At 50.4% G+C, this 24,687-nt stretch carries 18 protein-coding genes; 8 read left to right on the top strand and 10 right to left on the bottom strand.

Annotation, left to right across the window (positions count from 1 at the left end):
* Positions 1–16 precede the first annotated feature (16 nt).
* The 3 genes from VB741_RS01390 (at position 17) to VB741_RS01380 (ending at position 4,229) form a co-directional block, all read left to right on the top strand.
* Positions 17–352 carry a hypothetical protein gene (locus VB741_RS01390; protein ID WP_323363344.1) on the top strand — a complete coding sequence of 112 codons (336 nt, stop codon included), beginning with the start codon at positions 17–19 and terminating at the stop codon, positions 350–352.
* Positions 353–454: 102 nt separating this feature from the next.
* A complete protein-coding gene (gene asnS / locus VB741_RS01385; protein ID WP_323363343.1) occupies positions 455–1,846 on the top strand; it encodes an asparagine--tRNA ligase in 1,392 nt (463 codons plus the stop codon).
* 1,522 nt (positions 1,847–3,368) lie between these two features.
* Positions 3,369–4,229, top strand: coding sequence for a glycosyltransferase (locus tag VB741_RS01380; protein WP_323363342.1), 861 nt, complete (start codon positions 3,369–3,371; stop codon positions 4,227–4,229).
* 57 nt (positions 4,230–4,286) lie between these two features.
* Here the strand turns inward: VB741_RS01380 and VB741_RS01375 are convergent, their stop codons facing one another.
* The 3 genes from VB741_RS01375 to gcvH all read right to left on the bottom strand — a co-directional run bounded on the left by VB741_RS01375 (position 4,287) and on the right by gcvH (position 8,681).
* Positions 4,287–5,084: a class I SAM-dependent methyltransferase gene (locus VB741_RS01375; protein ID WP_323363341.1), complete on the bottom strand. Its 798-nt coding sequence runs from the start codon at positions 5,082–5,084 to the stop codon at positions 4,287–4,289.
* Entirely contained in the window at positions 5,077–8,004 is a 2,928-nt protein-coding gene (gene gcvP, locus VB741_RS01370; RefSeq protein ID WP_323363340.1) for an aminomethyl-transferring glycine dehydrogenase, read from the bottom strand. Before gcvP ends, VB741_RS01375 begins: the two co-directional genes overlap by 8 nt.
* Before the next feature lie 278 nt (positions 8,005–8,282).
* Positions 8,283–8,681, bottom strand: coding sequence for a glycine cleavage system protein GcvH (gcvH, locus tag VB741_RS01365; protein WP_323363339.1), 399 nt, complete (start codon positions 8,679–8,681; stop codon positions 8,283–8,285).
* Positions 8,682–8,972: 291 nt separating this feature from the next.
* Between gcvH and VB741_RS01360 the strand changes: the two genes are divergently transcribed.
* Together VB741_RS01360 and VB741_RS01355 are read left to right on the top strand one after the other, a co-directional pair.
* Positions 8,973–9,842: a M15 family metallopeptidase gene (locus VB741_RS01360; protein WP_323363338.1), complete on the top strand. Its 870-nt coding sequence runs from the start codon at positions 8,973–8,975 to the stop codon at positions 9,840–9,842.
* Between the two features lie 411 nt (positions 9,843–10,253).
* A complete protein-coding gene (locus tag VB741_RS01355) occupies positions 10,254–10,604 on the top strand; it encodes a hypothetical protein (RefSeq protein ID WP_323363337.1) in 351 nt (116 codons plus the stop codon).
* 98 nt (positions 10,605–10,702) lie between these two features.
* On the opposite strand, the gene VB741_RS01350 is transcribed toward VB741_RS01355, so the two are convergent.
* The 3 genes from VB741_RS01350 to secA form a co-directional block, all read right to left on the bottom strand.
* Entirely contained in the window at positions 10,703–13,228 is a 2,526-nt protein-coding gene (locus VB741_RS01350; protein ID WP_323363336.1) for a CHAT domain-containing tetratricopeptide repeat protein, read from the bottom strand.
* Between the two features lie 50 nt (positions 13,229–13,278).
* Positions 13,279–15,996, bottom strand: coding sequence for a two-partner secretion domain-containing protein (locus VB741_RS01345; protein WP_323363335.1), 2,718 nt, complete (start codon positions 15,994–15,996; stop codon positions 13,279–13,281).
* 110 nt (positions 15,997–16,106) lie between these two features.
* On the bottom strand, positions 16,107–18,914 hold the full coding sequence (gene secA, locus VB741_RS01340; RefSeq protein ID WP_323363334.1) for a preprotein translocase subunit SecA: 2,808 nt from the start codon (positions 18,912–18,914) through the stop codon (positions 16,107–16,109).
* Between the two features lie 510 nt (positions 18,915–19,424).
* Here secA and VB741_RS01335 point away from each other — a divergent pair.
* Complete coding sequence (locus VB741_RS01335) at positions 19,425–19,892, top strand: GNAT family N-acetyltransferase (protein ID WP_323363333.1); 468 nt, start codon at positions 19,425–19,427, stop codon at positions 19,890–19,892.
* A 16-nt stretch (positions 19,893–19,908) separates the two neighbouring features.
* Here the strand turns inward: VB741_RS01335 and VB741_RS01330 are convergent, their stop codons facing one another.
* The 3 genes from VB741_RS01330 to psbX all read right to left on the bottom strand — a co-directional run bounded on the left by VB741_RS01330 (position 19,909) and on the right by psbX (position 21,690).
* The gene (locus VB741_RS01330; RefSeq protein ID WP_323363332.1) at positions 19,909–20,157 is read right to left on the bottom strand and encodes a hypothetical protein; all 249 of its coding nucleotides are present in this window, start codon (positions 20,155–20,157) and stop codon (positions 19,909–19,911) included.
* A gap of 63 nt (positions 20,158–20,220) precedes the next feature.
* Positions 20,221–21,129 (bottom strand): Ycf66 family protein, encoded by a 909-nt coding sequence (locus tag VB741_RS01325; RefSeq protein ID WP_323363331.1) that lies wholly within the window; start codon positions 21,127–21,129, stop codon positions 20,221–20,223.
* Positions 21,130–21,573: 444 nt separating this feature from the next.
* The gene (gene psbX, locus VB741_RS01320; RefSeq protein WP_323363330.1) at positions 21,574–21,690 is read right to left on the bottom strand and encodes a photosystem II reaction center X protein; all 117 of its coding nucleotides are present in this window, start codon (positions 21,688–21,690) and stop codon (positions 21,574–21,576) included.
* A gap of 250 nt (positions 21,691–21,940) precedes the next feature.
* Here psbX and VB741_RS01315 point away from each other — a divergent pair, with 250 nt between their 5' ends.
* Both VB741_RS01315 and uvrC read left to right on the top strand, forming a co-directional pair.
* Complete coding sequence (locus VB741_RS01315) at positions 21,941–22,222, top strand: YggT family protein (RefSeq protein WP_323363329.1); 282 nt, start codon at positions 21,941–21,943, stop codon at positions 22,220–22,222.
* Between the two features lie 90 nt (positions 22,223–22,312).
* Positions 22,313–24,241 (top strand): excinuclease ABC subunit UvrC, encoded by a 1,929-nt coding sequence (gene uvrC, locus VB741_RS01310; RefSeq protein ID WP_323363328.1) that lies wholly within the window; start codon positions 22,313–22,315, stop codon positions 24,239–24,241.
* A gap of 6 nt (positions 24,242–24,247) precedes the next feature.
* On the opposite strand, the gene arfB is transcribed toward uvrC, so the two are convergent.
* Complete coding sequence (gene arfB / locus VB741_RS01305) at positions 24,248–24,667, bottom strand: alternative ribosome rescue aminoacyl-tRNA hydrolase ArfB (protein WP_323363327.1); 420 nt, start codon at positions 24,665–24,667, stop codon at positions 24,248–24,250.
* Positions 24,668–24,687 lie beyond the last annotated feature (20 nt).

Genomic DNA, 24,687 nt, shown 5'->3' with positions numbered 1-24,687 from the left:
TGAGCTTGGTAGCCCGATGAAATCGTCCCTGTCCCTGACTGAGCAAGATCTGACTGATTTTGCGGTGGCCTTAGAGGAAACTGAGCAGGATTTTAATGCGTTGCGTCAGCGCTATGGCGAGGTGTGTGAGGCGTTTGGTCAACGTGCCCAAGCCCAGGCCCAGATTACCCAGGGGCATTTGCCTCAGGCGGAGTTAAAGCGGTTGCGTCAGCAAATTGCCACCCTGGAGGAAACGCTGGAAAACCAGCTGATGTCTTGGAACGCTTTGAAGGAACCCTTTTGGCAGGTGTTACGGTTTGTGGGTTTAGGGCTGGTGCTGGGGTGGTTTTTTCGGGGGTGGTTTGGGTCATAGGTGGATGTCTGAGGGGTATTCCTCAGGGGATATCGGAATGAATGCTCGAATAAAGAACGCTGCCTGCGCTAACTTATATAAAGTCAAAATTATGGACAGGCAATGACCACCCAGCGCATCAAACACATTCTAAAATCTGGTAACCCTGGTGATGTTGTCACTATCAAGGGGTGGGTCCGCACTAAGCGTGATTCTAAGGCGTTTAGTTTTTTAGATATTAATGATGGGTCCTCTATGAATGGGCTGCAGGTGATTGCGGATGCCAAGATTGAGGGCTATGACGATGCCATGAAGCGGATTACTACGGGGGCTTCGGTGGTGGCGACGGGGACTTTGGCGGAGTCGCCGGGAAAAGGTCAGCGGGTGGAGCTGCAGGCTAGCAGCGTTGAGGTGGTGGGTGAGTCGGATGCGGAAACCTATCCATTGCAGAAAAAACGGCATTCGTTTGAGTTTTTGCGGGGCTTGGGGCATTTGCGATCGCGCACCAATACCCTCGGGGCCGTCTTCCGTGTCCGCAATGCCTGCGCCAATGCCATCCACGAGTTTTTCCAAAGCCGTGATTTTCTCTGGATCCACACCCCTATCCTGACCGCCAGTGACTGTGAAGGGGCAGGGGAAATGTTTACCGTCACCAGTCTGAACCTGGACAAATTACCCAAAGGCGATGACGGCAAGGTGGACTATAGCCAGGACTTTTTTGGTAAGCCCACGTATCTGACTGTAAGCGGCCAGTTGGAAGCCGAGATTATGGCCATGGCCTTTAGCAATGTCTATAGCTTTGGTCCCACCTTCCGGGCCGAAAATTCCAATACCTCCCGTCACCTAGCAGAGTTTTGGATGATGGAACCGGAGATGGCCTTCTGTGATCTAGAGGGCAACATGGACCTAGCGGAAGAGTTTCTTAAGTTTGTTTTCAAACGGGTGTTAGAAGACTGTCCCGATGACATGGAATTCTTTAACAAACAGATTGAAAACACAGTTCTAGAGACCGCCAACAACATCATTGACAATGAGTTTGAGCGCATTACCTATACGGATGCGATTAAACTATTGGAAAAATGCGACAAAACATTTGAATACCCCGTCTCCTGGGGGTTAGACATGCAATCTGAGCACGAGCGTTATCTAGCGGAAGAGTATTTCAAGAAGCCGGTCATTGTGACAGACTATCCCACTGAGATTAAGGCGTTTTACATGCGTCTGAATGATGGGGGCAAGACCGTGGCGGCGATGGATGTGTTGGCTCCTCGCATTGGTGAAATTATTGGCGGGTCCCAGCGGGAAGAGCGGTTAGATGTGTTGGCAGCCCGCATTACCGAAGCTGGCTTACCCAAGGATGATTACTGGTGGTATATGGATCTGCGTCGCTATGGTACGGTCCCCCATGCGGGCTTTGGCCTGGGCTTTGAGCGGCTGGTACAGTTTATGACCGGCATGGCTAATATTCGGGATGTGATTCCGTTTCCCCGGACGCCAGATAACGTTGAGTTTTAAAGGGGTTGCCGGAGAAACCCATCAAATAGATCTGACATATGTGGAATTTACCTACTCACTCCTTGGGTTGCTTAGGTAAGATCGGACACAGGTTTGGGATGTGCATTTGCCCCTAGTAGCCATGGCAAATGTTCTGCTTTATTAGGACATTTGTGCATCACATAGGCTTCATAGCAAACGTCCTAATGCATTAGGGCGTTTGCGTGTCCCATGGGTGGTGCAGCTTAACGCCTTCAAGGGATATGAATTGTCCTAACCAATGTGACCAAAGCTATACCGAGTGTCTCGGCAGTATTTTAGCCCTTGGCACCCATTGTTCACACCACCCGTGATGGCTAGAACATTGAATCTGAATTAGTTAGACGCGGATCTATTGTTGTCGCCACATCCCAGTTAGCGCTTGTGTAAACGTTATGCAAAGGCATCGTAGACTGCCATCGGACTGTCAAATATGGACAGATTGTCCGTATTTATTGAGAGAAAGCGCCTAAACCAAGAAAAAACAAGCGGTTCAAGCGACTGAGATATTTTTTGGAACTTCACAATCAGGGTCCGGTAATATCTCTCAAGCCTTGGGAAAAATAAGGGATGGCTGTAAGAGGTTGGATGAAAAGCCTTGCTGCCTGAATTCAGGCACATCGGACCGCTCAAAGTTGGGACGATGGAATGAGGTTTTGGAGAATATAGATTCGGAGCTTTAGGGCCATCTGATATCTGGAACGGACCTTCTAAAGCAGCGTCTAAAAAAAATATTGGAAGTAAGATAGATCTATAAAAGTAATTTTGGGGTACTAACTCAAAGCGGGACGTTTTCCCAAGGATAGTTGTCAGGAGTCAGGAGTCAGGAGTCAGGAGTCAGGACCTCACTGGCTTCTGGCTTCTGGCCCCGGATTCCCCGCCTAGCCAGGATTTTCCGGCTTAAGTTGGTACCTTTTGATTTCTCGTCCAGATAGTTTTAGGAGTACTCAGAGATTGACGATATCTATCAATGGTTACCGTCAGAAAAAGTGGGAACTTTTCTCGAAGATTGTTCGCTTATCGCCTCCAGCATTCTTAAGACGTTAGATGTGTTACGCGATTTCGTGAAACAATCCCATGCTAGTTTTGCCCTTTAGGTAAATATATCGCTACATAAATGAATACCTTATTGAATACTTTATTGGTTACAGATTCAGATAGAGAGCACGAGCCCCGTATTTTAGTGATCTCTGTCAGAGGATTCCGATTTCAAGTAGCTAACTGTAGTATTTATGAATTTGAAGATGTGCTCTGCGATTTGGAGGGCGCTAAGCTACACGCTCCGTCACAAGAGCACTCACTAGCTAGGGGAATATACCGAGCTACTAAATTTGCGACTCGTTCCGATCGCATTGCTAGTGCTATTGCACCTTTCCCCACCGAAGTATCTTTAGAGCATGAATACGATTTACTGTTTGCGGTTTTAGATAATCCTTGGCAAATGCATTTGTTGGAGTCAGTTAAAAACTGGAGAGATAAATGCCGTTATAAGGCTTGCTACATTATGGAGACGTGGAAGCCCAGTTTTGACGACTGGCGTTTACTTGTCGAGCCGTTTAAAAACTTTGATCGGATATTTACAGGCACCGCTAACTGTGTGGAAACCTTAGCAAATGCCACTGGCGTACCCTGTGATTACCTACCTCCAGCAGTAGATGCCCTGAAGTTTTGTCCCTATCCCGAACCTCGGCAGAGAACGATTGATGTTTGTTGTGTGGGGCGTCGTTTTCCCCACGTGCACCAAGTATTATTCCAACGGTTTCAACAAGACCGTAATTTTTTCTACTTCTATGACACTATTAAAAATCAAAAATTAGAAATTGACGATGGTCGACAGCATCGGGCTAAGTTGATCAGTCTCTTACAAAGGACGCGCTATAACATTACCGCCCATGCCAAATTCAATTCCGTCGAAGAGACTGGTGGTTCTCAGGAAATTGGCAGTCGTTATTTTGAAGGGGTGGCGGCTGGCACCGTGATGCTGGGTATGCCTCCTAGGGGAGAAGCGTTCCAACGCTATTTTGATTGGGAAGATGCGTTGGTTGAGGTGGATTTTCAGCATCAGGATGTGCTTGATGTAATTGAAGAACTCGATGCTCAACCGGAAAGGGTGGCTAACATTCGGCATTGTAATGTTGTGAATACTCTGCTCAAGCACGATTGGGTCTATCGCTGGCGGACGATTTTGACTGCCTTGGGTTTAGAGCCTAGCCCAGCGGTGCTTGATCGAGAGCAATACTTACGGACGTTGGCCCATAGTATTGAGTCTTTTAAGGACACCTCTAATAATTATTTGACCTCGTCTTTTAAGAGGCTAAAACCCTTGAATATTTCTGGTGAGTGTCAACAAAATGCCGATAAATAGGGATGTCCTCAAGGGGACGTTGGTATGGTCAGGCTTGTGGCTTGCTAGCCAATTATTTTATCTATCGGAAAGTTTTATTCGGCATAGATAATAAAGCCACAGGTCGTTACTGATGATCGCCGCCGCCATATTGGTAATTTTCTTGGTGCTTTGCCATGGATAAATTTCCACGTGGCTAAAGTTCGTGGACAGTTGCTTAAGCTGTTGGGCTGCACGAATGTAATAGGTATCCAAACGAAAGTTATGGGACTCATCACGCACGATCAAATGATCCTTCGTCGCCATACTTTTCTGATTCATAGGCCGATTAAATAACCAAAATAGCCCCAGCATCACTAGGTTTTCATAGGTTTTGAGGGGATTGGGACCAATCTGGTTTTGCCACATAAGATTCCTTTCTAAGGCTTGCAGATTATGGCTGGAAAAGAAGAAATAACAACCTTCTTTTCCCACCCGCTCAATTTCTTGGAAAATCTTTAGCCGATCCTGGTGGGAAGCGTAGTCAATGCCGTTGAAGCTAAATAAAATAAAGTCAAATGAGTTGTTCTTGAACTGGCTCAGATCCCTGGCATCGCCGACTTCAAATCTCATGGGATGGCTCAGCTGTCGAAATCTCTTTTGACAAGCGATCACCATTTCAGATGAGTAGTCGATACCAATATAGTGTTCTACTAGGGGGGCAAAGTGCTGCGCTGTGCGCCCTCCGCCCACTCCGATGTCCAGCATTTTCATGGTGGGCAACTGGTGCCGCAGCCGCTCTAAAATTCCAGCCTCTGCGGGCTGTAGACGATTGAGTTGTGCATAGTAGTTGACGATATCGGCGGCATTGTAGGTGCTTTCATTTCTATCACCCACGGTGATCGGTATCCTCGTAGGCATCCATGGGTAGACAGGAGCAAACTAAGTTGCGATCGCCAAACGCCTGATCAATCCGATTTACCGTGGGCCAGAACTTCCGCGCCTTAGTCCACGCTGTCGGATGTACCGCTTGTTCCCGGCTGTAGGGGCGTTCCCAATCAGCGGTCAGATCGCTGGTGGTATGGGGGGCATTCACCAGAGGGTTATTGTCCTGGGGCAGTTCCCCCGCTTCAATTTGGCGAATTTCATCGCGGATGGCAATCATGGCATCACAGAACCGGTCCAGCTCGCTGAGGGACTCGCTTTCGGTGGGTTCCACCATGATGGTGCCCGCCACGGGCCAGGACATGGTGGGGGGATGGAAGCCATAGTCAATCAGGCGCTTGGCGATGTCATCCACATTGACATTGGCGGATTTTTTGAAGTTGCGTAGATCCACAATGCACTCGTGGGCCACCAGTCCGGCATTGCCCTTATAGAGGATCTCGTAGTGACCGGCCAACCGTTTGGCAATGTAGTTGGCGCTGAGAATAGCAGTTTCGGTGGCGTGGGTCAGTCCGGCGGCCCCCATCATCTGGATATACATCCAGGAAATGGGCAGGATGCTGGCACTGCCCCAGGGGGCGGCGGATACCGCACCGACGGACTGCTCGGTGCCCAGGGTGGGGGTCAAGCTATGGCCGGGTAAAAAGGGCACCAGATGACTCTGAACACCGATCGGGCCGACGCCGGGACCGCCGCCGCCGTGGGGAATACAGAAGGTTTTGTGGAGGTTGAGATGGCACACATCGGCGCCAATGTCGCCGGGGCTGCACAGCCCTACCTGGGCATTCATGTTGGCTCCGTCCATGTACACCTGGCCGCCGTGCTGGTGGATCAGGTCACACACGGTGCGAATACCGGCTTCAAACACGCCGTGGGTGGAGGGGTAGGTGATCATGAGTGCGGCCAGATTGTCGCTATGTTTTTCGGCTTTGGCGGTCAGGTCAGCCACATCGATATCGCCATCGTCGTAGCAGTTGACGCTCACCACTTTCATCCCGGCCATGACGGCACTGGCGGGGTTGGTGCCATGGGCCGACTGGGGAATTAGGCAGACGGTACGGTGGTGATCGCCTCGGGAGAGGTGATATTGGCGAATCACTAGCAGTCCGGCGTATTCTCCTTGGGAACCGGCGTTGGGCTGCAGGGAAATCCCGGCAAAACCGGTGATTTCTGAGAGCCAGGTTTCTAGCTGGTGGAATAAAGTCTGGTAGCCCTGGGTCTGATCTAGGGGGGCAAAGGGATGGATCTGGCCAAATTCGGGCCAGGTGACAGGCACCATTTCAGCGGTGGCATTGAGCTTCATGGTGCAGGACCCGAGGGGAATCATGGCGGAGGCCAGGGAGAGGTCCTTCATTTGCAGCGCGTACATGTAGCGCAGCATCTCGGTTTCGGAATGGTAGCTGTTGAATACCGGATGGGTGAGGTAGCTGCTGGTGCGGGCCAACCCAGGGGGAATGGTGACTTCGGCCTGGAGGTGCTCCAATGCTGGCATCGGCCTATCCCCGGCAAACACTTGCAGTAGCTGGACCACGGCTTCAGGGCTGGTGGTTTCATCTAGGGAAATGCCGATGGTGGTGGCATCGATGCGGCGGAGGTTAATTCTGTGGTTGAGGGCGCGATCGCAAATCTCCCCCGCTTGGTCCCCCACCTCTACCGCCAAGGTGTCAAAGAACGGCGCTGTTGGCACCCCATATCCCAGCTTATCCAGTCCTGCCGCCAGCACCACCGTCAGCCGATGCACCCGTTCCGCTATGGCCCGGAGGCCAGCGGGGCCATGGTAGACGGCATACATGCTGGCCATGACCGCTAGTAGCACCTGGGCCGTACATATATTGCTGGTGGCCGCGTCCCGCCGAATGTGTTGCTCACGGGTCTGGAGGGTGAGCCGCAGGGCTGGACGACCCTTACTGTCTTTGGAGACTCCCACCAAACGGCCCGGTAGCTTACGGGCATAGGCTGTTTTAGTGGCAAAGTAGGCGGCATGGGGACCGCCATAGCCCAGGGGCACGCCAAATCGTTGGGTGTTGCCCACGGCAATGTCTGCCCCCATCTCCCCTGGCGCTTTGAGTAGGGTAAGGCTTAAGAGATCGGCGGCGACGGTGACGATTGCACCTGCTTTGTGGGCGGCGGCGATGATGTCGGTGTAGTCGGTGATGGCTCCGGTGCTGGCCGGGTACTGCAGCAGTAGCCCAAATAGGGGCTGGCTAAAGTCTGGCTGCTGGCCCACCACCACGGTAATCCCCAGGGGCAAGGCGCGGGTTTGAATGACTTCGATAGTTTGGGGATGGCAGTCTGCCGAGACCCAAAATGCCTTGGCTTTATTGGCATCTTTGTTTTTGCATACGCCCAAACTCAGGGCCATGGCCTCGGCGGCGGCGGTGCCTTCATCCAGCAGGGAGGAGTTGGCAATTTCCAGGCCGGTGAGGTCGCTGACCATGGTCTGGTAGTTGAGCAGGGCTTCTAGGCGGCCCTGGGAAATTTCTGGCTGGTAGGGGGTGTATTGGGTGTACCAGCCGGGGTTTTCGAGAATATTGCGTTGGATGACGGGGGGGGTGATACAGCCGTAGTAGCCCAAGCCGATGTAGTTGGTGAGTACTTGGTTTTGGTCTGCGATCGCACGAATACTTTGCAGTGCGCTATGTTCGTTCATCCCTTCCCCCAGGGATAGGGACTGGGCCAACCGAATCTCCGTCGGCACTGCTGTGCCGATCAATTCAGGTAGTGAGTCATATCCCAGTACCGTTAGCATGTGGTCGATGTCCGCCGCTGTCAGACCGATGTGTCGCTGGGGAAAGTCGTTGGGGGTGGTTAAGGTCTGAATCCAACTGTTGGTAAGAGCGGCGGGCATCGGCTGTGACTGTTCGTAGGACATTAAACTCTCCAGGAAATCATGACAAAGGGGCAAGGGTTAGCTATGGGCCTAACTAGCCCAATAAGCAAAAACCATCAGGGGTATCTGATGGCTTTAAGTACTTATTCTCACCTATTTCATTGGGGATTGCATTGGAAATTCTCGAAACTGCCGAGAACTGCCGAAAAAAGCTAATTTCCAGAGCTTTTGCCTAGATTTTGGTGATGTTTGGTTTTTTGAGGCCTTTTTTTTTCTGGGGCCTGTTTTGCCCAGACCTGTCTGGGTGAGACGGCCAGATTTTAGTCACTGACTCCTTCCACCTGTTCGGAGTATTCCTCAGCCGTCATGGTGTCGTCGTCAATATTGTCAATATTGTCGGCCTTGATTTTGATTAGCCAACCATCACCGTAGGGATCGTCTGCAATTTGCTCCGGGGCGTTTAGCAGCTCATCGTTACGTTCCAATACTTCACCATTGACGGGAGATTTAAGGTCTTCCACCGCCTTGACCGACTCGATGGTGCCAAATTTTTCACCGACTTCTACGTTATCGCCTAGCTCCGGTAATTCTAGGAACACCACGTCGCCTAGTTGGTCAATGGCAAATTCTGTAATGCCAATGGTGATGATGTCGCCATCGATCTTGAGGTATTCGTGGGTGTCGGTGTACTGCAAATTGTCTGGATATTCAAAGGCCATGGGGATTCCTTAGCACGTCCATAACTTGTGAACAATTGAGCCGTTGATAATCTTAAAGGATAGTGTGGTGCTTGCGATCGCAAGCTTTAAGCACGCTACTCCATGATTAGATAGCATTTATTGATGAAAGTTTGCCACGGAAGTTGGTCGAATAGATAGGGGCTTAAGTAATTTTCCTGGTTTTCTAAATGTTTTTTCTGATTTTTGGGAGTAATGTACCTCAAAAAAACAAGGATGCCATACACTAGCCGCAGAACATATGAACGCAAGTTTCATAGACCTGTGGCATCCATGGACAATTTTATTGACGATATCCCAGAAGCCCGGCGGGACACACTGCGGTCCAATGCCGCCCCTGCCGTGGTCCAACCTAAGCCGAGTATCGTGCCGTGGCTACTGCTGGCCACGGCAGTTTTAGGTTTGGCTGGGCTAGGGATTTTTTGGTTGCTGAAGTCCAGTGCCCCCTTGGCTGCGGTTCCTGCTAGTAATCCTGTTAATAGCTCCACTGCTGGTACCCCCACCACTGGTACCCCTATCACTGGCACTGCGGGCATTGCTGCTAATACCACTACTCCACCTGCCAGTAATACAGAGGCTGCCGTCGCCGCATTAGAATCGTCAGCTGCTCCATCGACGGCGACCACGACTAGCCCAGGGGATACAAACTTATTGGGCCATCGCCCCTATGATCTAGCGAACACCAGTGACCTGGTGGCCCTATCGACTAATTCGTTGGTGCTTCTAAAGCCAGAGGCGGCTCAAAAGGTGGAAACGATGATCGCTGAGGCTAGGGCTGCGGGTATTGGCTTAGATGTGATCTCTGGGTTTCGTTCCCTAGAGGATCAGCAGTATTTATTTTTTGATCTGAAGGCGGAACGGGGGCAAACGACCCAGGCTCGAGCTGAGGTCAGTGCCCCTCCAGGGTACAGCGAGCATCATACGGGCTATGTGGTTGATTTTATTGATGCTAACCAGCCTGGGGCTGATTTGAATACTGCCTTTGATACGACCCAGGCGTTTCGTTGGCTGAATGAGAATGCGGCCTATTACGGGTTTGAGATGTCTTTCCCTAAGAATAATGCGCAAAATGTGGCCTATGAGCCTTGGCACTGGCGCTATGTGGGGAATCAGGAGAGCTTGGAGCTGTTTTATCAGGAGTAACCGTCGGTAGACGGTTTGTGGGTTGATGCTTCAAAGTTGCTCTTGGGACAAGATCTGGGTGCTGCTGACTGTAACAGTGATACTGAATACGAATTCTGAACCCTGATTAAAAAAGAGCAATCCTGTAGGGCAACCACAAGGGATTAGATAGATTCCAAATTGGTGCCTACTAGTTATGAGGGATCAGCAATCTATCTAATCTGTATTATCAAGGGGGCCTTGGCAGTGTCCATGGAGGAGACACTATTGAAGCAGCAGTGAAGAAGCAGTGTCTGACTTCCCGGTAACCTGATGCAACAAAAGTTGTGAAAACTTACCCAGCGGAGGGATATACCCTAAAACTTTATAACGGTGCCGTTTTTGGCCAAAGGTGAGCGGTACGATTGACAAGCATTCCCACCATTGGTTTCCATGGCTTCCCAACTCACCCTTAATCTGGTCCAAGGTTCGGTTCAATTTAGTTTTTCCGTTGCTGCTGCCCAAGAATTAAAAAGCACCTTAGCCACCCTCATCCAAACCCTCAAGACCAAGTCAGCGGCCACTGTGGGTGCGGGTAGACCCCAACCGGTGAAGCCCACCGAGTACCGCTACACGGGGGATGTATTCTTAGAAATTTTTTGTAACCCCAATATTTGGCCCAGTCCATTTGCAGCCAAACTCTTGATCACCGTGCGCGATGACCGCATGCGACTGACGACTGAGGCCGAGCTAACTCGCATTATTGAAGATGTGAATCTTTATCTAGAATCCCATGCGGGATAAGGGATGTGCCCTGAGATAACATCTCCTGGGATTGCCTGCCGCCATCGAAGGCAGGTAACCAGAATTTTGGGTGGGGTCTGCCTCTAGATTTCTACGACTCAACTACCCACCAATGTAAATGCGGCCCAGTTAACCGGTGCTGGATAGGTATCGAGCATTGTCAGCATCGCCTGTCGTAGGGCCTGGGCGTTGTCTTCTCCTGCTAGACGTTGCTGGTAGAACGTTAGCATCAGTGCCGATGTTGCTTCATCGGGCACTTGCCAGAGGGATACCATTACACTGGGCACACCTGCGGCTAAAAAAGAGCGGGATAGGCCAACCACCCCATCGCCAGTAATGCGACCGCGACCGGTGTCACAGGCGCTGAGTACGACTAGGTCAGCCGTGAGTTGGCTATCTAAAATTTCTGCAGCAGTCAGAAACCCATCACCGGCAGGACCCGGCTTGTCGTTATTGGCTGGAGCTAGGGCCAGAGATCCCTCTAACGGATTGGTTTCATTAAAAAATCCATGGGTGGCTAGGTGAATTAAACGAGCCGAAGATAGGGCTTGTTTAATTTTAGGTTCAGTGGCATTGTCTCCAATCAAGGCATTGGTGTTAAACAAGTTGGCAATGCGTTTAGCTTCTTCTCGAGCATGAGGTAGAGCAGGCAGATTAGCCGGCATAGGAGACGGATCGCCTACGATGAGCATATTGCCTGAGAGACTGTCGTCTAAAGAAATGGCCTCTCTTGACTGAGACTGTTTGAGCACCTGTATCGCCGGAGCGGTCAAAATGGTGTGTTGCTCGATCAGATAACTATTATCTTCAGCCTGTAGAGCCGGAAATGGAACTAGAAAAAGCTGTTCTTGGGGGACAAAAACGATCCGCGTAGTTGGATCGTTAGGCAGCAGGTCATCGATGGGCTCGATCAGCAGTTTATATAAATCTCGCCAGTGCTGACGTTGTTGTAGAACGGGTGAGAATGCAGACGGGGTGGTTTTATAGACTTCGTTGAGGGGGACAACTGGGTTGGGAGGAACAAAATCGGGATGGCTGAGGGTGACGGTGCGATCGCGCAAATTAACAGCCACCACTTCATAGGGAGCCAAGTCCATGGGTTCGCCCTCACGGCGGACCTGGTCACCAGGACTAATGGCGGAACGCAGGCGGTCGCGAATATTACCGCCGCGAATATTGGATCGATCGCGACTAACCTTAACCAAATCGGCAATGGCCACTTGCTGTCCCTTCAGATCAACCTGCCGAAACGCGATCTCACCACTGGGCTGCACCACCCATATATACAAACTTTCGGCGGTACCCCGTTGTTTACCCTGCACCTTAAAACTAGCATCCGGCACCAGGGTATATTCCACCAGGGTGGCCTGCTGCTCCTGGGCAATGTGTTGAATATCGGCAATCGTTAGTTGGGTTTTAGGAAAGTTAGTTGAGCGCTGGGCCAATAGTTCTACGAATGCCTGGGCTCGACCCCGTTCTGCCACTTCCAGGGCCTCTGCAGGGTTATCCTGGGCGACTAAAATCTGTTGCAGCAAGTTGTAGGTCAGGACGTGAGTATCAAATAGCGAGATATTGTATTGATCCTGCTCGGGGCGTAGCGCTTCTAGCGTATTAATTGCAGAACGCAGGGTGATTTCAGCCTGTTCCAGCTGGTTATTGCCAAAAAAAGCATGGCCCAGGTTATTGAGGGACCGTCCCTGACGACGCGGATCTTCACTGGCTGTGGCCAGCTCAACACTGCGAGTATGCAGCGTAATCGCTTGCCCATAGTCATTGAGATCTTCATAAGCCAGCCCCAAACCGCTCAGGGCATCGATTTCTAACCCAGTGTTTCCAACATTTTCGGCCCGTTCTAAACTTTGGCTATAGTGCTCAATGGCTCTTTCTAACTGGCCTTGGGCATGGTAGGCCGTGCCTAAATTATTCAGGGCATATCCAATGCGCAGATCATCATTCAGGGAGTTAGCAATGGCTAAACTTTGTTGGTAAAGTGCGATGGCCTTGTTGTACTCGCCTTCCGTGGCATGGGTGGCACCTAAATTGTTGAGGGTGGCGCTTTCTTGTAGGGGGTTTTGTAGGAGTCTGGCGAGTTCCAGGCTGCGTTCATGAAAGCCAACGGCTTGATCAAAGTCCCCTAAAGATTCATGGGCATTGCCGAGCAGCCCCAAGACCCGAGCTTCCCCCAGCTGGTTGTTTTGGGCCTGCATCAGGGTCAAGGACTGTTGGTAGGTTGCGATCGCATCTAAATACTGCCCCAATGCCCGCTGAGCAATCCCTTGGTTGCCTAAGGACTGGGCCTGGAGCCTGGCAGCTGTGGCTGGATCATCCACCTGCTGAGCTTTTTCCAGGGCCTGACTAGCCCAGACAACCGCCGCTCGATTTTGGCCCAGGGCTAGGTGGGCGGCCGCAAGACCGTTGAGGGTGTTGGCCTGGTCTGTGGGCTTTGTATAAAGGGCTAAGGCTTGTTGCCAGGTTGCGATCGCAGCCTCATACTGATAGTTGCTATACTGCTGCCGTCCCTCGGCAAACAGCTCAGCCGGACTTTGGGCCAAGACTGCCGTACTACCTGACACACTGTGGACCACCAGCAGCCAGCCAAGGAATATACCCAGTACAGTTCGCATGGATCGTTTTAGCCATCGAGACCATGCTCTGCGCAAAACAGGCTTCATGGCTAAAGGTTTACGCCTTCTAATGGTGTGACGTCCTCTGATATGGGCTGTGGAGGTTGATAATCTAAGCCCTCCATGACGGCAGGGGCTGATGGAAAGTCCAGCGGTGGAACTGGCAAGGCACTTTGCGGCCCGTCAGAATTTGTTTCCTCTAGACAATCCCCCGACAAAAGGGTTACCCCATTTTCCTGAGTGATTTCATCCGCATCACAGTCTTCGACATTGCTGCCCCTGAGGGCCAGCAGTTCGGCTGTATTTTGATCTGTACCTTGGTCAGCTGTTACCGTTTCTTCCTCTGTATCATCCTCTAAATTATCAGCATCAGCTGAAGAGAACTCTGAATTCGTGGGTGGCTGTGCTCCTGGTACCCGTGGTCCCGTTGGCTGGGGTTCCTGTACCAGTGGTCCCGTCGGTTCCGACGGGACCACTGGTACTTCAGGTACAAACGGCTCATCCAAAAAGGCCGTGGCCAGGCTACCATCTCCTGTTAACTGGGCAATAGCTCCATTAGTGCCGCTGGCATTTGTTGGAAACTCCCCCGGAGCAAACAGCGGCACAAATCCCTCAACCCGTTGACTTCCAAAGGTATCGACCGTAATCGTCACCCCCTCAGCGTTGGGTCCCACAAAGAATGGAGTGGACGTCACTGTCCCTGTGCCTTGAATGTCGTAATCGTCGTTGTTAACGGTATTGCCACCGCCACCATGGCGAATGCTTACACGACCAAGGCCTGCTTCAGGACTGGTAGCAATGCTGGTGGGAATAACAAAAAAGACTTGCTCATTTAGATCAAGCTGACTAAATCCATCCGGATCGGCCTCTTGCAAAAAGGCAATCAAAGCATCATCCTCACCCGGATCGAGGGTGATCCTTGGAGATGCCTGAAAGGTACCTGTTGCCTGGAAGAGACCGGCTGCGTCAATATCAACTCCCCCACTACCTGCCGAAATCACCTCAACAATAATATCGCCCGTAGTTGAGGTGAGAGTGATCGAACTCGGATCGCCAAAGGCGGTGCCTGCAAACAGCTCTTCAGTAAAAATTTCTCCCCCCCTAATAGTAATACTACCACTTATATTGAAGGTTCGTGTATCCACCTCACCATTGAGGGTAATAGCGCCAAGGGCCGTCAAAATGACCGGACCACCTGGGTCTAAAGAGCTAGTCCCTTGAGTTGAGATGTTCCCATTTACGGTGATGCCAGGCGGATCGCTAATCGATCCGTCGGCAACAAAGTCAGTATTGAGGGTGGGTACATTTAGCTGAGGCACGTTTGCAGGATTTTGCAAGACTGTTTCTCCAGCCCGCAAAATCAATGCCCGACTACTCGCCAGTAAATCTTCATCAGATCCCGATCCATCTGCTGTCAGTGTTGCATCAGGTCCAGTGATCTCGATATTCCCATTAACGACAATACTGCCCGTTGCCTCAACCTTGAGGGCAGGTCCCTCATAGCTACCAAAAGAGACATTTCCGTTGGCACTAATAATCGGATCGTAAAGGCTAATAAAATCTGCGGAGTGATCATTCAATGTAGTAAATCGAATATCTCCTTGACTGCTAATATGACTATCCAAGGAAATTTCTCCATCGCTGGCCAAAATCACTTCCCCACCTGTGATTGCCGTTTGTCCGTTATATAGTGCTAAGACATTAATGCCTTCATTACCCTGAATCGTTAGCCTGCCACCAGCGTTCAGGTTAAGGGGGTGTGATTCACGATTGCTCATGTAAACCCGTTCCCCCAAAAGGGTCAATGCCTCGGTAGTCACCAGGTTGCTACTGGGCAGATACAGATTATTTTCAGCCACTACCAAAGCAGATTCTCCAGTGACCTGGCTAATCACACCATCGCCAGCTGAGATCGGACGGTCTCCTAGAGCAACATTGCCTTGGGCGTCAACATTAACCACCGATGCCTGGGCTACCGTACCCCCAGTTAATAAATCTGCTAAAGCAACGGGTGTTCCTATTAAGTCAGCAGGCAAAGGCGTCGAGGGTAAGTCCAGCCGTAACAGCCCATCCCTGAGAGAAACCGGTCCCGAGGTGTGACTCAGCACCTGTACAGTCCCATTGGCCGACCGTAAGCTGCCAAAATCCAGAACATTGCTCGCCGCCAACATCAGACCATCATCCAGGGATAAATCCCCAAAATTGACAATGGCCCCCGAAGCGTTAGAAAATGCCAACCCCGTAGGCGATCCGCTCAGTTCCTGGATCGTATTTTCTCCAGTTACGCTAAACCAACGATCGCCAAAACTGATGCCATGGGCTGTAGCGGCTGTAAACGTTGCGGGTAAATCCAGCCGAGCATTTGCCCCAAAGAGAATACCAGCAGGGTTAATAATAAATAAATCAGCAGTGCTCCCTGTGATGGTTAGCAAGCCGTCAATAGTAGAGCTATCACCCCCTGTAATGTAACCGACAACCCGTTGTACAGAAGGATTGGCTAAAAAATTGGCCGTGGCATCTGTCGGCACATTAAACTGCTCAAACCCATAAAACAGATTAGCGCCAGCCGTTTCACCACCACTGATGGTGATCTGATCATGGTTGATATCCACATTGGTTGGACCATCCGGGATAACAGCCTGGGCCAGAAGCGTATCTGGCTCAATTGCTGGATTAGCAATTTGCAGAGACGGATTTCCAGCGTCTGGCGGATGGATTGGCCTAATTAGGGCAGGGGGCTGATCAAAAAAAGGAACCGCAAAAACCATGGAGTTTGATAGTCAAGGTATTCCTACATTTATAGCCCTAAGCCACTCAATACTCCTTGGGTATCTTAAGTTATGTTACTAAAAGTCCCTGAACCATGCTGCCCTGGGCACTACACCACTTCGACATCAATCGGACCATCGGCACGGGCGGCTTTCGGTGGCGGCTGCGGTTGAAACTGGAACATGGTGTAAACCACATTACGGCGAATGCCTGTCATCATGTCCAAAAAGACCTCGTAGCCTTCGCTCTTATATTCAATCAGCGGGTCCTTCTGACCATAGCCACGTAAACCAACGGTTTCCCGGAGGGCGTCCATCTGCTGCAGATGCTCACGCCATAGGGTATCCACCTGTTGCAAGATAAAGAATCGCTCTGCTTCTCGCATCAGCCCTGGTTTCATCTTGTCCACCTGGCTTTCTTTGATGTCGTAGGCAATGTGTACCTGTTCCCTCAGGAAGGTTTTGATTTCTCCCATCGACAGGTTTTCCATCTGACTTGCCGTCAGGTCTTCTAACAAATAGATGAACTCTTTGACCTTACTGACAATATTCTCCAGATCCCATTCTTCAGAAGGCAGTTCAGGATTGATATAGGCTTCGACAATGTCATCCATTGTCTGTTCACCGTAGCCAATAACCAGCTCCTTCAGCTTGTCTCCTTCTAACACCCGCCGCCGCTCAGCGTAGATCGCGCGCCGCTGGTTATTCATCACCTCGTCATATTCGAATACCTGCTTACGAATATCGTAGTAGTAGGTTTCTACCTTTTTCTGTGCCCCTTCCAAAGAACGGGTCAACATGCCCGATTCAATGGGCATATCCTCTTCTACGCGAAAGGCATTCATGAGACCAGCGACACGGTCACCACCAAAGATTCTCAGCAGATTGTCTTCCAAGCTCAGGAAGAATTTGGTAGAACCAGGGTCACCCTGACGCCCCGCCCGCCCCCGCAGCTGGTTGTCCACACGACGAGATTCATGGCGTTCTGTGCCGATGACGTGTAATCCCCCCAGTGCAACCACCTGATCATGCTCAGAATCTGTCAGGGCCTCGTACTCAGCCAAAATGAGCTTGTACACATCCCGTAGCCTTTGGATGGCTGGATCTTCGGTGGGAGCCTTTTCCGCCGCAGTGGCGATTTTATCCTCAGCTGCTAACTCTGACAGACTTTGGGGACCGTAGGTCTTAACGGCAAAGGCTACGGCTTCTTTCAGAGCATTTTCAGTTTCCTCCGATAACTCTGTGGGGAAGATTTCCGGGGAGGCTTTCCAGGTTTTTTGTTTTTTTCCATTGTCTTGGAATCCTTTAGCCCCTTTCTTCCCAGCCATTCCGGCTACCTTGGCCACACCAAAACCCTGATCGTCCTCGGGGCGAACAATCTTGGGCATCAAATATTCCCGAATCTTTAGACGAGCCATATAATCGGCATTACCCCCCAAGATAATGTCGGTACCACGACCGGCCATGTTGGTGGCGATGGTAACGGCACCGCTACGTCCTGCCTGGGCCACAATTTCCGACTCCCGCTCCACGTTTTCGGGTTTCGCATTGAGCAAGTTATGCTCCACATTCAGCTGCTGCAGTAGGCCAGATAGTAGCTCTGATTTTTCGACACTCGTGGTACCGACCAACACGGGGCGGCCTGTCTCATGCATTTCAGCACATTCCTGGGCCAAGGCCTTCCACTTGGCAATCTCAGTCTTATACACCACGTCCGACATGTCATGCCGGGAGATGGAACGATTGGTGGGAACGATGGTAACTTCGATGTCGTAGATTTTTTCAAATTCTGCTTCTTCGGTTTTGGCTGTACCGGTCATACCCGATAGCTTGTCATAAAGCAGGAAGAAGTTCTGATACGTAATCGATGCCAGAGTTTGGGTTTCTGGCTGGATGTCTACCCTCTCTTTGGCCTCAATTGCCTGATGTAGGCCATCGCTCCAGCGGCGACCCGGCATAACGCGACCGGTAAATTCATCGACAATCACAACTTCGTCGTTACGCACAATGTAGTTAACGTCTTTCACAAAAAGCTCTTTGGCTTTTACTGCGTTAAATACAAAATGGGCCCAAGGATCTTTTGGATCAAATAGGTCGTTTACCCCTAGTAGCTTTTCTGCCTTTTCAAACCCTTCGTCCGTAAGTAAGACATTGCGGGCTTTTTCATCCACCTCGTAGTCAACCTCGGTTTCTAACTGACGGGCGAGGTCCGCTGCCTGCTCGTATTTTTCCTGGGGACGATCTACCTGACCAGAAATGATCAACGGTGTTCGAGCTTCATCCACCAAAATGGAGTCAACTTCGTCGATGATGCAAAAGTTAAAGGGGCGCTGTACAACTTCCTCAATGGCAGAGGCCATGTTATCCCTGAGGTAGTCAAAGCCAAACTCACTATTGGTGCCGTAGGTGATATCGCAGCCATAGTTTTTGCGACGTTCAGTGGGACTCATGCCCTGCTGAATGAGTCCCACTGACAGTCCCAGAAAACGATGGACCTGCCCCATCCATTCCGCATCACGACGGGCCAAGTAATCGTTGACTGTGACGATGTGTACCCCTTTGCCTGACAGGGCATTGAGGTAAGCAGGTAAGGTGGCCACCAGGGTTTTACCTTCGCCAGTTTTCATCTCAGCAATTTGGCCGTCATGCAGGACCATACCGCCAATTAGCTGTACGTCGTAGTGACGCATGCCCAAAACCCGAATGCTAGCCTCACGTACAACGGCAAATGCTTCCGTGAGTAAATCATCCAGGTTCTCTCCATTCCCAAAGCGCTGCTTAAAGTCAGCTGTTTTACCCCGTAGCTCGTCATCCGAGAGAGCCTGGATCTCATTTTCCAGGAGAGCAATCTCTTTAACGTCAGGTTGGTAGCGCTTGAGCTTGCGAGCGTTGGGATCGCCTAAAAGTCGTTTCAGCATGTCTGGGCAGTAAACGGCGGGTGTGGGTACTATACCCCGATACCTATCTTATCTAGATATCCTCAGCCTATAAACCCCCTTGTAAGGGACGGTTTACCTCACTCGAAAAAAGTGGTTGGGTAGCTGGTCAGATATCTCACAGTTGGGTGGCGAGATTGGGTTGATCTTTTGGGTAGGACGATTAGGGGGAATGGGCAGCCCCTGGCATAGATGCCAGAGCCATAAAACAGCCTATTGTTCCCAACGCATTGCTACCGGTGGTTATCACGTCTAATTTGAAACCATTGCAGACATCAATTGAAATGAAACCAATTAGACTTGCATTGTAGTTCAATTTGTATTTCTTGATACCAAGCATCAATGACTTTGATAGTTGCTTGCTTTGATGGTGTGTAAGCTGGAATCAGCACCTTGTTTCCTTTTTTAAATTGGCCACCGTTAGATTTGCCATTTTAAATTGGCCCCTTTTGGCTGACGGAATAGGTGGAGTCTTTTCACAACTTTAACCCTATGGATCTTCGGTCTGTTCAGTTTCGTTATACCGATTCTTTAGCCCCAAAGGATTTAGAGCAACTTAGACGCCTTTTTAACGATTCCGCCTTTTGGGCCGTCGACCGTAAGTTTGAAGATTTAGCCAAGGCCATTAGTTACAGCTGTCCAGTCGTGACGGCATGGGATGGCGAAACCCTGATTGGATTCGCTCGGGCCACATCCGATGGGGTGTATCGCGCCAATATCTGGGATGTGGTGATTCATGATGATTATCAAGGAGCTGGCTTCGGGCGCAAGCTGGTGGAGACAGTTTTGGCCCATCCCCACATGAGCAATGTGGAACGCACGTATCTAATGACGACGAACCAGAAGCAGTTTTATGAACGGGTGGGATTTGTGGCCAACGAAACCACTACCATGGTGCTGATCAATCAACCGATTGATGGCAGCCTAATAATCAGACAGGTTGAAGAAGCCGTGCAATAGGTGCACTGTATTAGCCCTAGCCCTCTTCTGCTTCTATTTTTTCTTTACTATCGTCCCAGTAGGCACTGTAGGTCCACTCTTCCTTCATGCCCTGATCAGTGACCTTCCATCGATAAATCACTTTTTCAGGGTTTACTCCAACCTCAATTAATTTGGCTCCCATGTAGTATTCTGTCTGCTTCTTAGTACGAGCTTTGAGGAATTCTGACTGGCTTTTGGAAATGAGCTTAGTGATGTGGGCTTGGGTTGGCTTTTTTCTGACCATTGGTAAATTGCTATCTGCTTCCTGGGTAAATCAGATTTGTACGAAGGGGGGAAAAGTTGAGCGTTAATAATTTGCCGGTGGCTGAGGTGGCGGGGTATCGGATTGCGGCTCAGAATTTCCATCCGCTGGCGGTGTGGGACGAAAATCTGTGTAGCTGCTGTCGTTGGAGTCCATGGGGCGAGGACGTACATTGAGCGGAGGACGGTCGTTCTTTCGAGGTTCAGAATTTCTAGGGGGCTGAGGGAGGCCGCCAAGACTATGACCTGCTCCATTACCTGCAGGAATGGGGGTATCTATGGGCCGTGGAGCAGGTCCCTGGGGACGATTGTTTGGAGAAGACCCACTACCTCCCTCATAGTACGGATTGCCATAGAAACTGTCGGCGCGCTCGCTGGCCCGGTTATCGGGGCGACGATTATCAGGGCGATCAGTGGAGTAGTTGTCGAACCGATTTTCGGGGCGACCTGGTTGCCCCGGTTGTAGGCGTGCTGGAGGACGACGATCGTCGTAGGCTGGTGGACGGGATTCTAGGGGACGCGGGCCGTATCGGTCGTCATAACCATCACCGCGATAACCCTCTCGATTACTGGGAATACGAGGTTGCTTTGGCCCAGGAGCATCCCAGTCATCTAGCTCGGCGCGATAGACCTGACGCGGACGCTCATCATAGCGACGGGGCGGACCTTCCCGTTCGATTGGGCGGGAGCTGTTGCGATTAGACTCTCGCTTACTAATGTCATTAATAATGAGGGTAGTCAACATGCCCACCAGCATGACTTGCTGAAAGGAGGCCAGCAACTCCATATTTAGATGGGCTAATAGGAAGATACCCGATATTAGCAGCAAGATGGAGTACACCTTGTCAGAGCTACGCTCATAGCCTGGCTTGAGTTTATCTAGAAAAAATAAGCCGACAGCACCGAGGATAAGAATCAATCCAATCAGTAGTGGAACAGGGGTACCAAAATTCACAATCGCTTCCTCATATGATGGCGGCTCTGTGACAATAGGGTTGACGGGCGTTTCGTCTACTCTAACTAACCGTAGCCACCAATTCTATCCTAGCGGGCTAGCTTTAATTTGTCTGTTGATCAATCAAAGCTAGGGTGGAACCGCCAATGGCTTAATGGCACCATTATTGGGGTCTCCTATCACCATCGAATGCTATAGAAGATATCCCTATCCTCAATTATTTATGGCGTTAGTGTATCAAGAACACAAAAAAGAGCACAGCTGGCGCTGTACTCTCCATTCATCTATACAAGACATTGACCGGGAATCTGTCTTTTGACTTGGATATACGACATATATTTTAGTCAACCACTTGCTTATATACCTAGGCATCTAAGCAAGTGGTTGACCAGTGTTGTCCATGGCCTGTCTGGAAAACCGATTCAAGGTAGCTATTTGTAGAACCTAGCGCTTGATTTTGTCGCGCTGACTGATAAAGACAAGAGCAACAGTTACCGGAATAACTACAATTGCAGCGCCAGCAACCAGGCTCAACAAGAAATTAGTCAGTGATGGTGTCATAGCCTCTACTCTTTAGATCCGCAAACGTTTGTAATGCTTGGTTAATATAGTATCGAGCAACGTTGACCTTGAGAAGTCTTTTCATTTGGGCAAAAAGCAGGTTCAGCGTTAGTTGACTGGCTAGGTGCCTTATATGTAAAGGCTTTCGGATTTTCTGCTGGGTTGATAATTAGTTTGATATACCTAGAAATCAGGTTAGGCTTTACACTTCTTAAAGTGAATTGCTCATAATTGATAAGGAAAATTAACCATGTCAAGCATCACAGTTGGCAATTGGATCGTGGGGCCGCTGCTGGCGGTGATGACCCTGTTATTTATTTTCCGCATTGTTTTAACTTGGTATCCCGAAGCAGAAGCCAATAAGTTTCCCTTTAATTTGGTCTATTTGCCCACGGAGCCGTTTTTGATCCCTGTGCGTAAGTTGGTCCCCCCGTTTGGCGGTGTGGATATTTCGCCGATTATTTGGGTGGCCTTTATTAGCCTGCTGCGAGAAGTATTGGTGGGTCAGCAAGGGTTATTAAGGATGTTCTGATTGTGTGAGTTAGAACTGTTTCTGCCTTCAAGCCGGAACCTTAAGTTCCTTTTAGGAAAACCTATATTTTTTGATGTGGGAAAGGTTTCTATGCAAAATAGAGAAACACTATCAGGACAGGACAAACCGTTAGTGCCTTCTGCTGCTGCTGACACGACCCTGCTTAAGGAGCCTGAGCGTTTGGACGCTCGGCTTAAGGAAATTCCCCAGGAACCAGGCGTTTACTTTATGCGCGATGGGGATGACCAAATTCTCTATATTGGTAAGTCAAAAAGCCTGCGTAATCGAGTCCGTTCCTATTTTAGGGACTCCAGTAACCATGCACCACGGATCGCGGTGATGGTGACCCAGGTGGTCGATATCGAGTTTATTGTTACTGACACTGAGGCGGAGGCCCTAGCCTTAGAGGCCAATTTAATTAAGCAGCACCAGCCCTACTTCAATGTGCTGCTTAAGGATGATAAAAAATATCCTTACCTTTGCATCACTTGGTCAGAGGACTACCCCAGAATTTTTATTACCCGGAAGCGGCGTCAGAAGGCTAAGCAAGATCGCTACTACGGTCCCTATGTAGATACGGGGCTGCTACGGCGAACCCTCCATATTGCTAAAAAGATCTTTCCTTTGCGGCAGCGACGTCAGCCACTGTTTAAGGATCGTCCCTGTCTGAATTACGACATTGGTCAATGTCCAGGGGTGTGTCAGGAGTTAATTACACCGGAGGATTATCACAAGATTGTCCAGAAGGTGGCCATGGTTTTTCAGGGGCGGGGGCATGAGCTAGAGTCAATCTTGGTCGCTCAGATGGAGAAGGCGGCGGAAAAACTGAACTTTGAACAGGCGGCTCGACTACGGGATCAGATTCGGGGGTTGGAAACCCTTAGCGCCCATCAAAAGGTGGCCCTCCCCGACGACAGGATTTCGCGGGATGCCATTGCCTTGTCTGGAGACGATCAGCACACCTGTATTCAACTGTTTCAAATCCGAGCGGGGCGTTTGGTGGGACGTTTGGGATTTGTGGCGGAGACTGAGTCGGGCACGCCGGGGCAGATTCTGCAGCGGGTGCTGGAGGAGCATTACCCTAAGGTGGATGCGGTGGAAATCCCCAGTGAAATTATGGTGCAGTATCCGTTGCCAGAGGCTGATATTTTGGCTCAGTTTCTAACCCAGCAGAGGGGGCGTAAGGTGACCATTGAAGTGCCCATGAGACAGTCAAAAGCTGAACTGGTGGAAATGGTGGAGCGGAATGCCCAGTACGAGCTGGCCCGTACCCAGCGATTTGCCGATCGTAATCATCAGGCCATGCAGGACTTGGCAGAGATTGTGGATCTGCCGGGCATGCCCAAGCGAATTGAGGGTTATGATATCTCCCATATTCAAGGATCCGATGCGGTGGCTTCCCAGGTGGTATTTGTGGATGGGTTACCGGCCAAACAGCACTATCGCCATTACAAAATTAAAAATCCTGAGGTGACTAGCGGTCACTCCGATGACTTTGCCAGTATGGCTGAGGTGATTCGACGGCGGTTTCGGAAGTATGCGGAGGATCCATCTAAGGAACGAGTTGGGAACTCCGACTGGCCTGACCTAGTGATGATTGATGGGGGTAAGGGACAGCTTTCGGCGGTGGTGGCGGTGCTCAAGGAGTTGAACTTGCTCAGTGAGCTAAATGTGGTGAGTTTGGCGAAGAATCGCGAGGAAATCTTTTTGCCTGGGGAGTCAATACCGTTATCGACTGAAGCGGATCAGCCAGGGGTGCAGCTATTGCGACGCCTACGGGATGAGGCCCACCGCTTTGCGGTTAGTTTCCATCGGAAAAAACGTACAGACCGGATGCGACGTTCTCGCTTGAGTGAAATTCCAGGGCTGGGGCACCATCGGCAAAAGGTTTTGCTAGCTGAGTTTCGTTCAATTGATTATATTCGTGAGGCTAGTGTAGAGCGGTTGACGGCAGTGGCAGGCATTGGTCCCCAGCTAGCTCAACAGATTTATGAGTATTTCCATCCAGAGTCTGCCTAAGGCTGATTAGTCCTCATCACTCACGCGGCCCCGTGATATTTTTTGCTGACTACGTTTGGTTTTGCTGTCGAGACGTCTTTTTTTAGCGGCTTTGCTTGGTTTGGTGGGTTTACGTTTCTTTTTTTCCACCATGGCTGCACAAATCAGCTGCTGGAGCCGTTCTAGGGCATCCGTCTTATTCCGCAATTGGGTGCGATAAGCCTGGGATTTGAGATTGATGATGCCGTCTTTGGTAATACGACTATCGTTTAAGGCGAGTAATCGAGTTTTGTAATGCTCTGGTAAAGATGATGCAGGGATGTCAAACCGGAGGTGAATGGCTGTGGCAACTTTATTGACGTTTTGACCGCCTGCGCCTTGCGATCGCACCGCCTGCAGTTCAATCTCACTATCGGGAATCACCACATAGTTGGAAATTCTTAGCATTGACCTATCCCCGTTCACCT

Origin of the sequence: Leptothoe sp. PORK10 BA2, from assembly GCF_034932105.1 — a bacterium.
Classification (GTDB): domain Bacteria; phylum Cyanobacteriota; class Cyanobacteriia; order Phormidesmidales; family Phormidesmidaceae; genus Leptothoe.
Note: the sequence above shows the minus strand (reverse complement) of the source record. Positions and strands in the feature narration are given on the sequence as shown.

Bases quoted from the DNA above. Each gene is read 5' to 3' on its own strand.
- VB741_RS01345 (WP_323363335.1), bottom strand. From the start codon at position 15,996: ATGGTTTTTGCGGTTCCTTTTTTTGATCAGCCCCCTGCCCTAATTAGG.
- arfB (WP_323363327.1), bottom strand. From the start codon at position 24,667: ATGCTAAGAATTTCCAACTATGTGGTGATTCCCGATAGTGAGATTGAA.
- VB741_RS01350 (WP_323363336.1), bottom strand. From the start codon at position 13,228: ATGCGAACTGTACTGGGTATATTCCTTGGCTGGCTGCTGGTGGTCCAC.
- VB741_RS01315 (WP_323363329.1), top strand. From the start codon at position 21,941: ATGTCAAGCATCACAGTTGGCAATTGGATCGTGGGGCCGCTGCTGGCG.
- VB741_RS01335 (WP_323363333.1), top strand. From the start codon at position 19,425: ATGGATCTTCGGTCTGTTCAGTTTCGTTATACCGATTCTTTAGCCCCA.
- asnS (WP_323363343.1), top strand. From the start codon at position 455: ATGACCACCCAGCGCATCAAACACATTCTAAAATCTGGTAACCCTGGT.
- psbX (WP_323363330.1), bottom strand. From the start codon at position 21,690: ATGACACCATCACTGACTAATTTCTTGTTGAGCCTGGTTGCTGGCGCT.
- VB741_RS01360 (WP_323363338.1), top strand. From the start codon at position 8,973: ATGGACAATTTTATTGACGATATCCCAGAAGCCCGGCGGGACACACTG.
- VB741_RS01380 (WP_323363342.1), top strand. From the start codon at position 3,369: ATGGAGACGTGGAAGCCCAGTTTTGACGACTGGCGTTTACTTGTCGAG.
- VB741_RS01330 (WP_323363332.1), bottom strand. From the start codon at position 20,157: ATGGTCAGAAAAAAGCCAACCCAAGCCCACATCACTAAGCTCATTTCC.
- VB741_RS01390 (WP_323363344.1), top strand. From the start codon at position 17: ATGAAATCGTCCCTGTCCCTGACTGAGCAAGATCTGACTGATTTTGCG.
- gcvH (WP_323363339.1), bottom strand. From the start codon at position 8,681: ATGGCCTTTGAATATCCAGACAATTTGCAGTACACCGACACCCACGAA.
- secA (WP_323363334.1), bottom strand. From the start codon at position 18,914: ATGCTGAAACGACTTTTAGGCGATCCCAACGCTCGCAAGCTCAAGCGC.
- gcvP (WP_323363340.1), bottom strand. From the start codon at position 8,004: ATGTCCTACGAACAGTCACAGCCGATGCCCGCCGCTCTTACCAACAGT.
- VB741_RS01355 (WP_323363337.1), top strand. From the start codon at position 10,254: ATGGCTTCCCAACTCACCCTTAATCTGGTCCAAGGTTCGGTTCAATTT.
- uvrC (WP_323363328.1), top strand. From the start codon at position 22,313: ATGCAAAATAGAGAAACACTATCAGGACAGGACAAACCGTTAGTGCCT.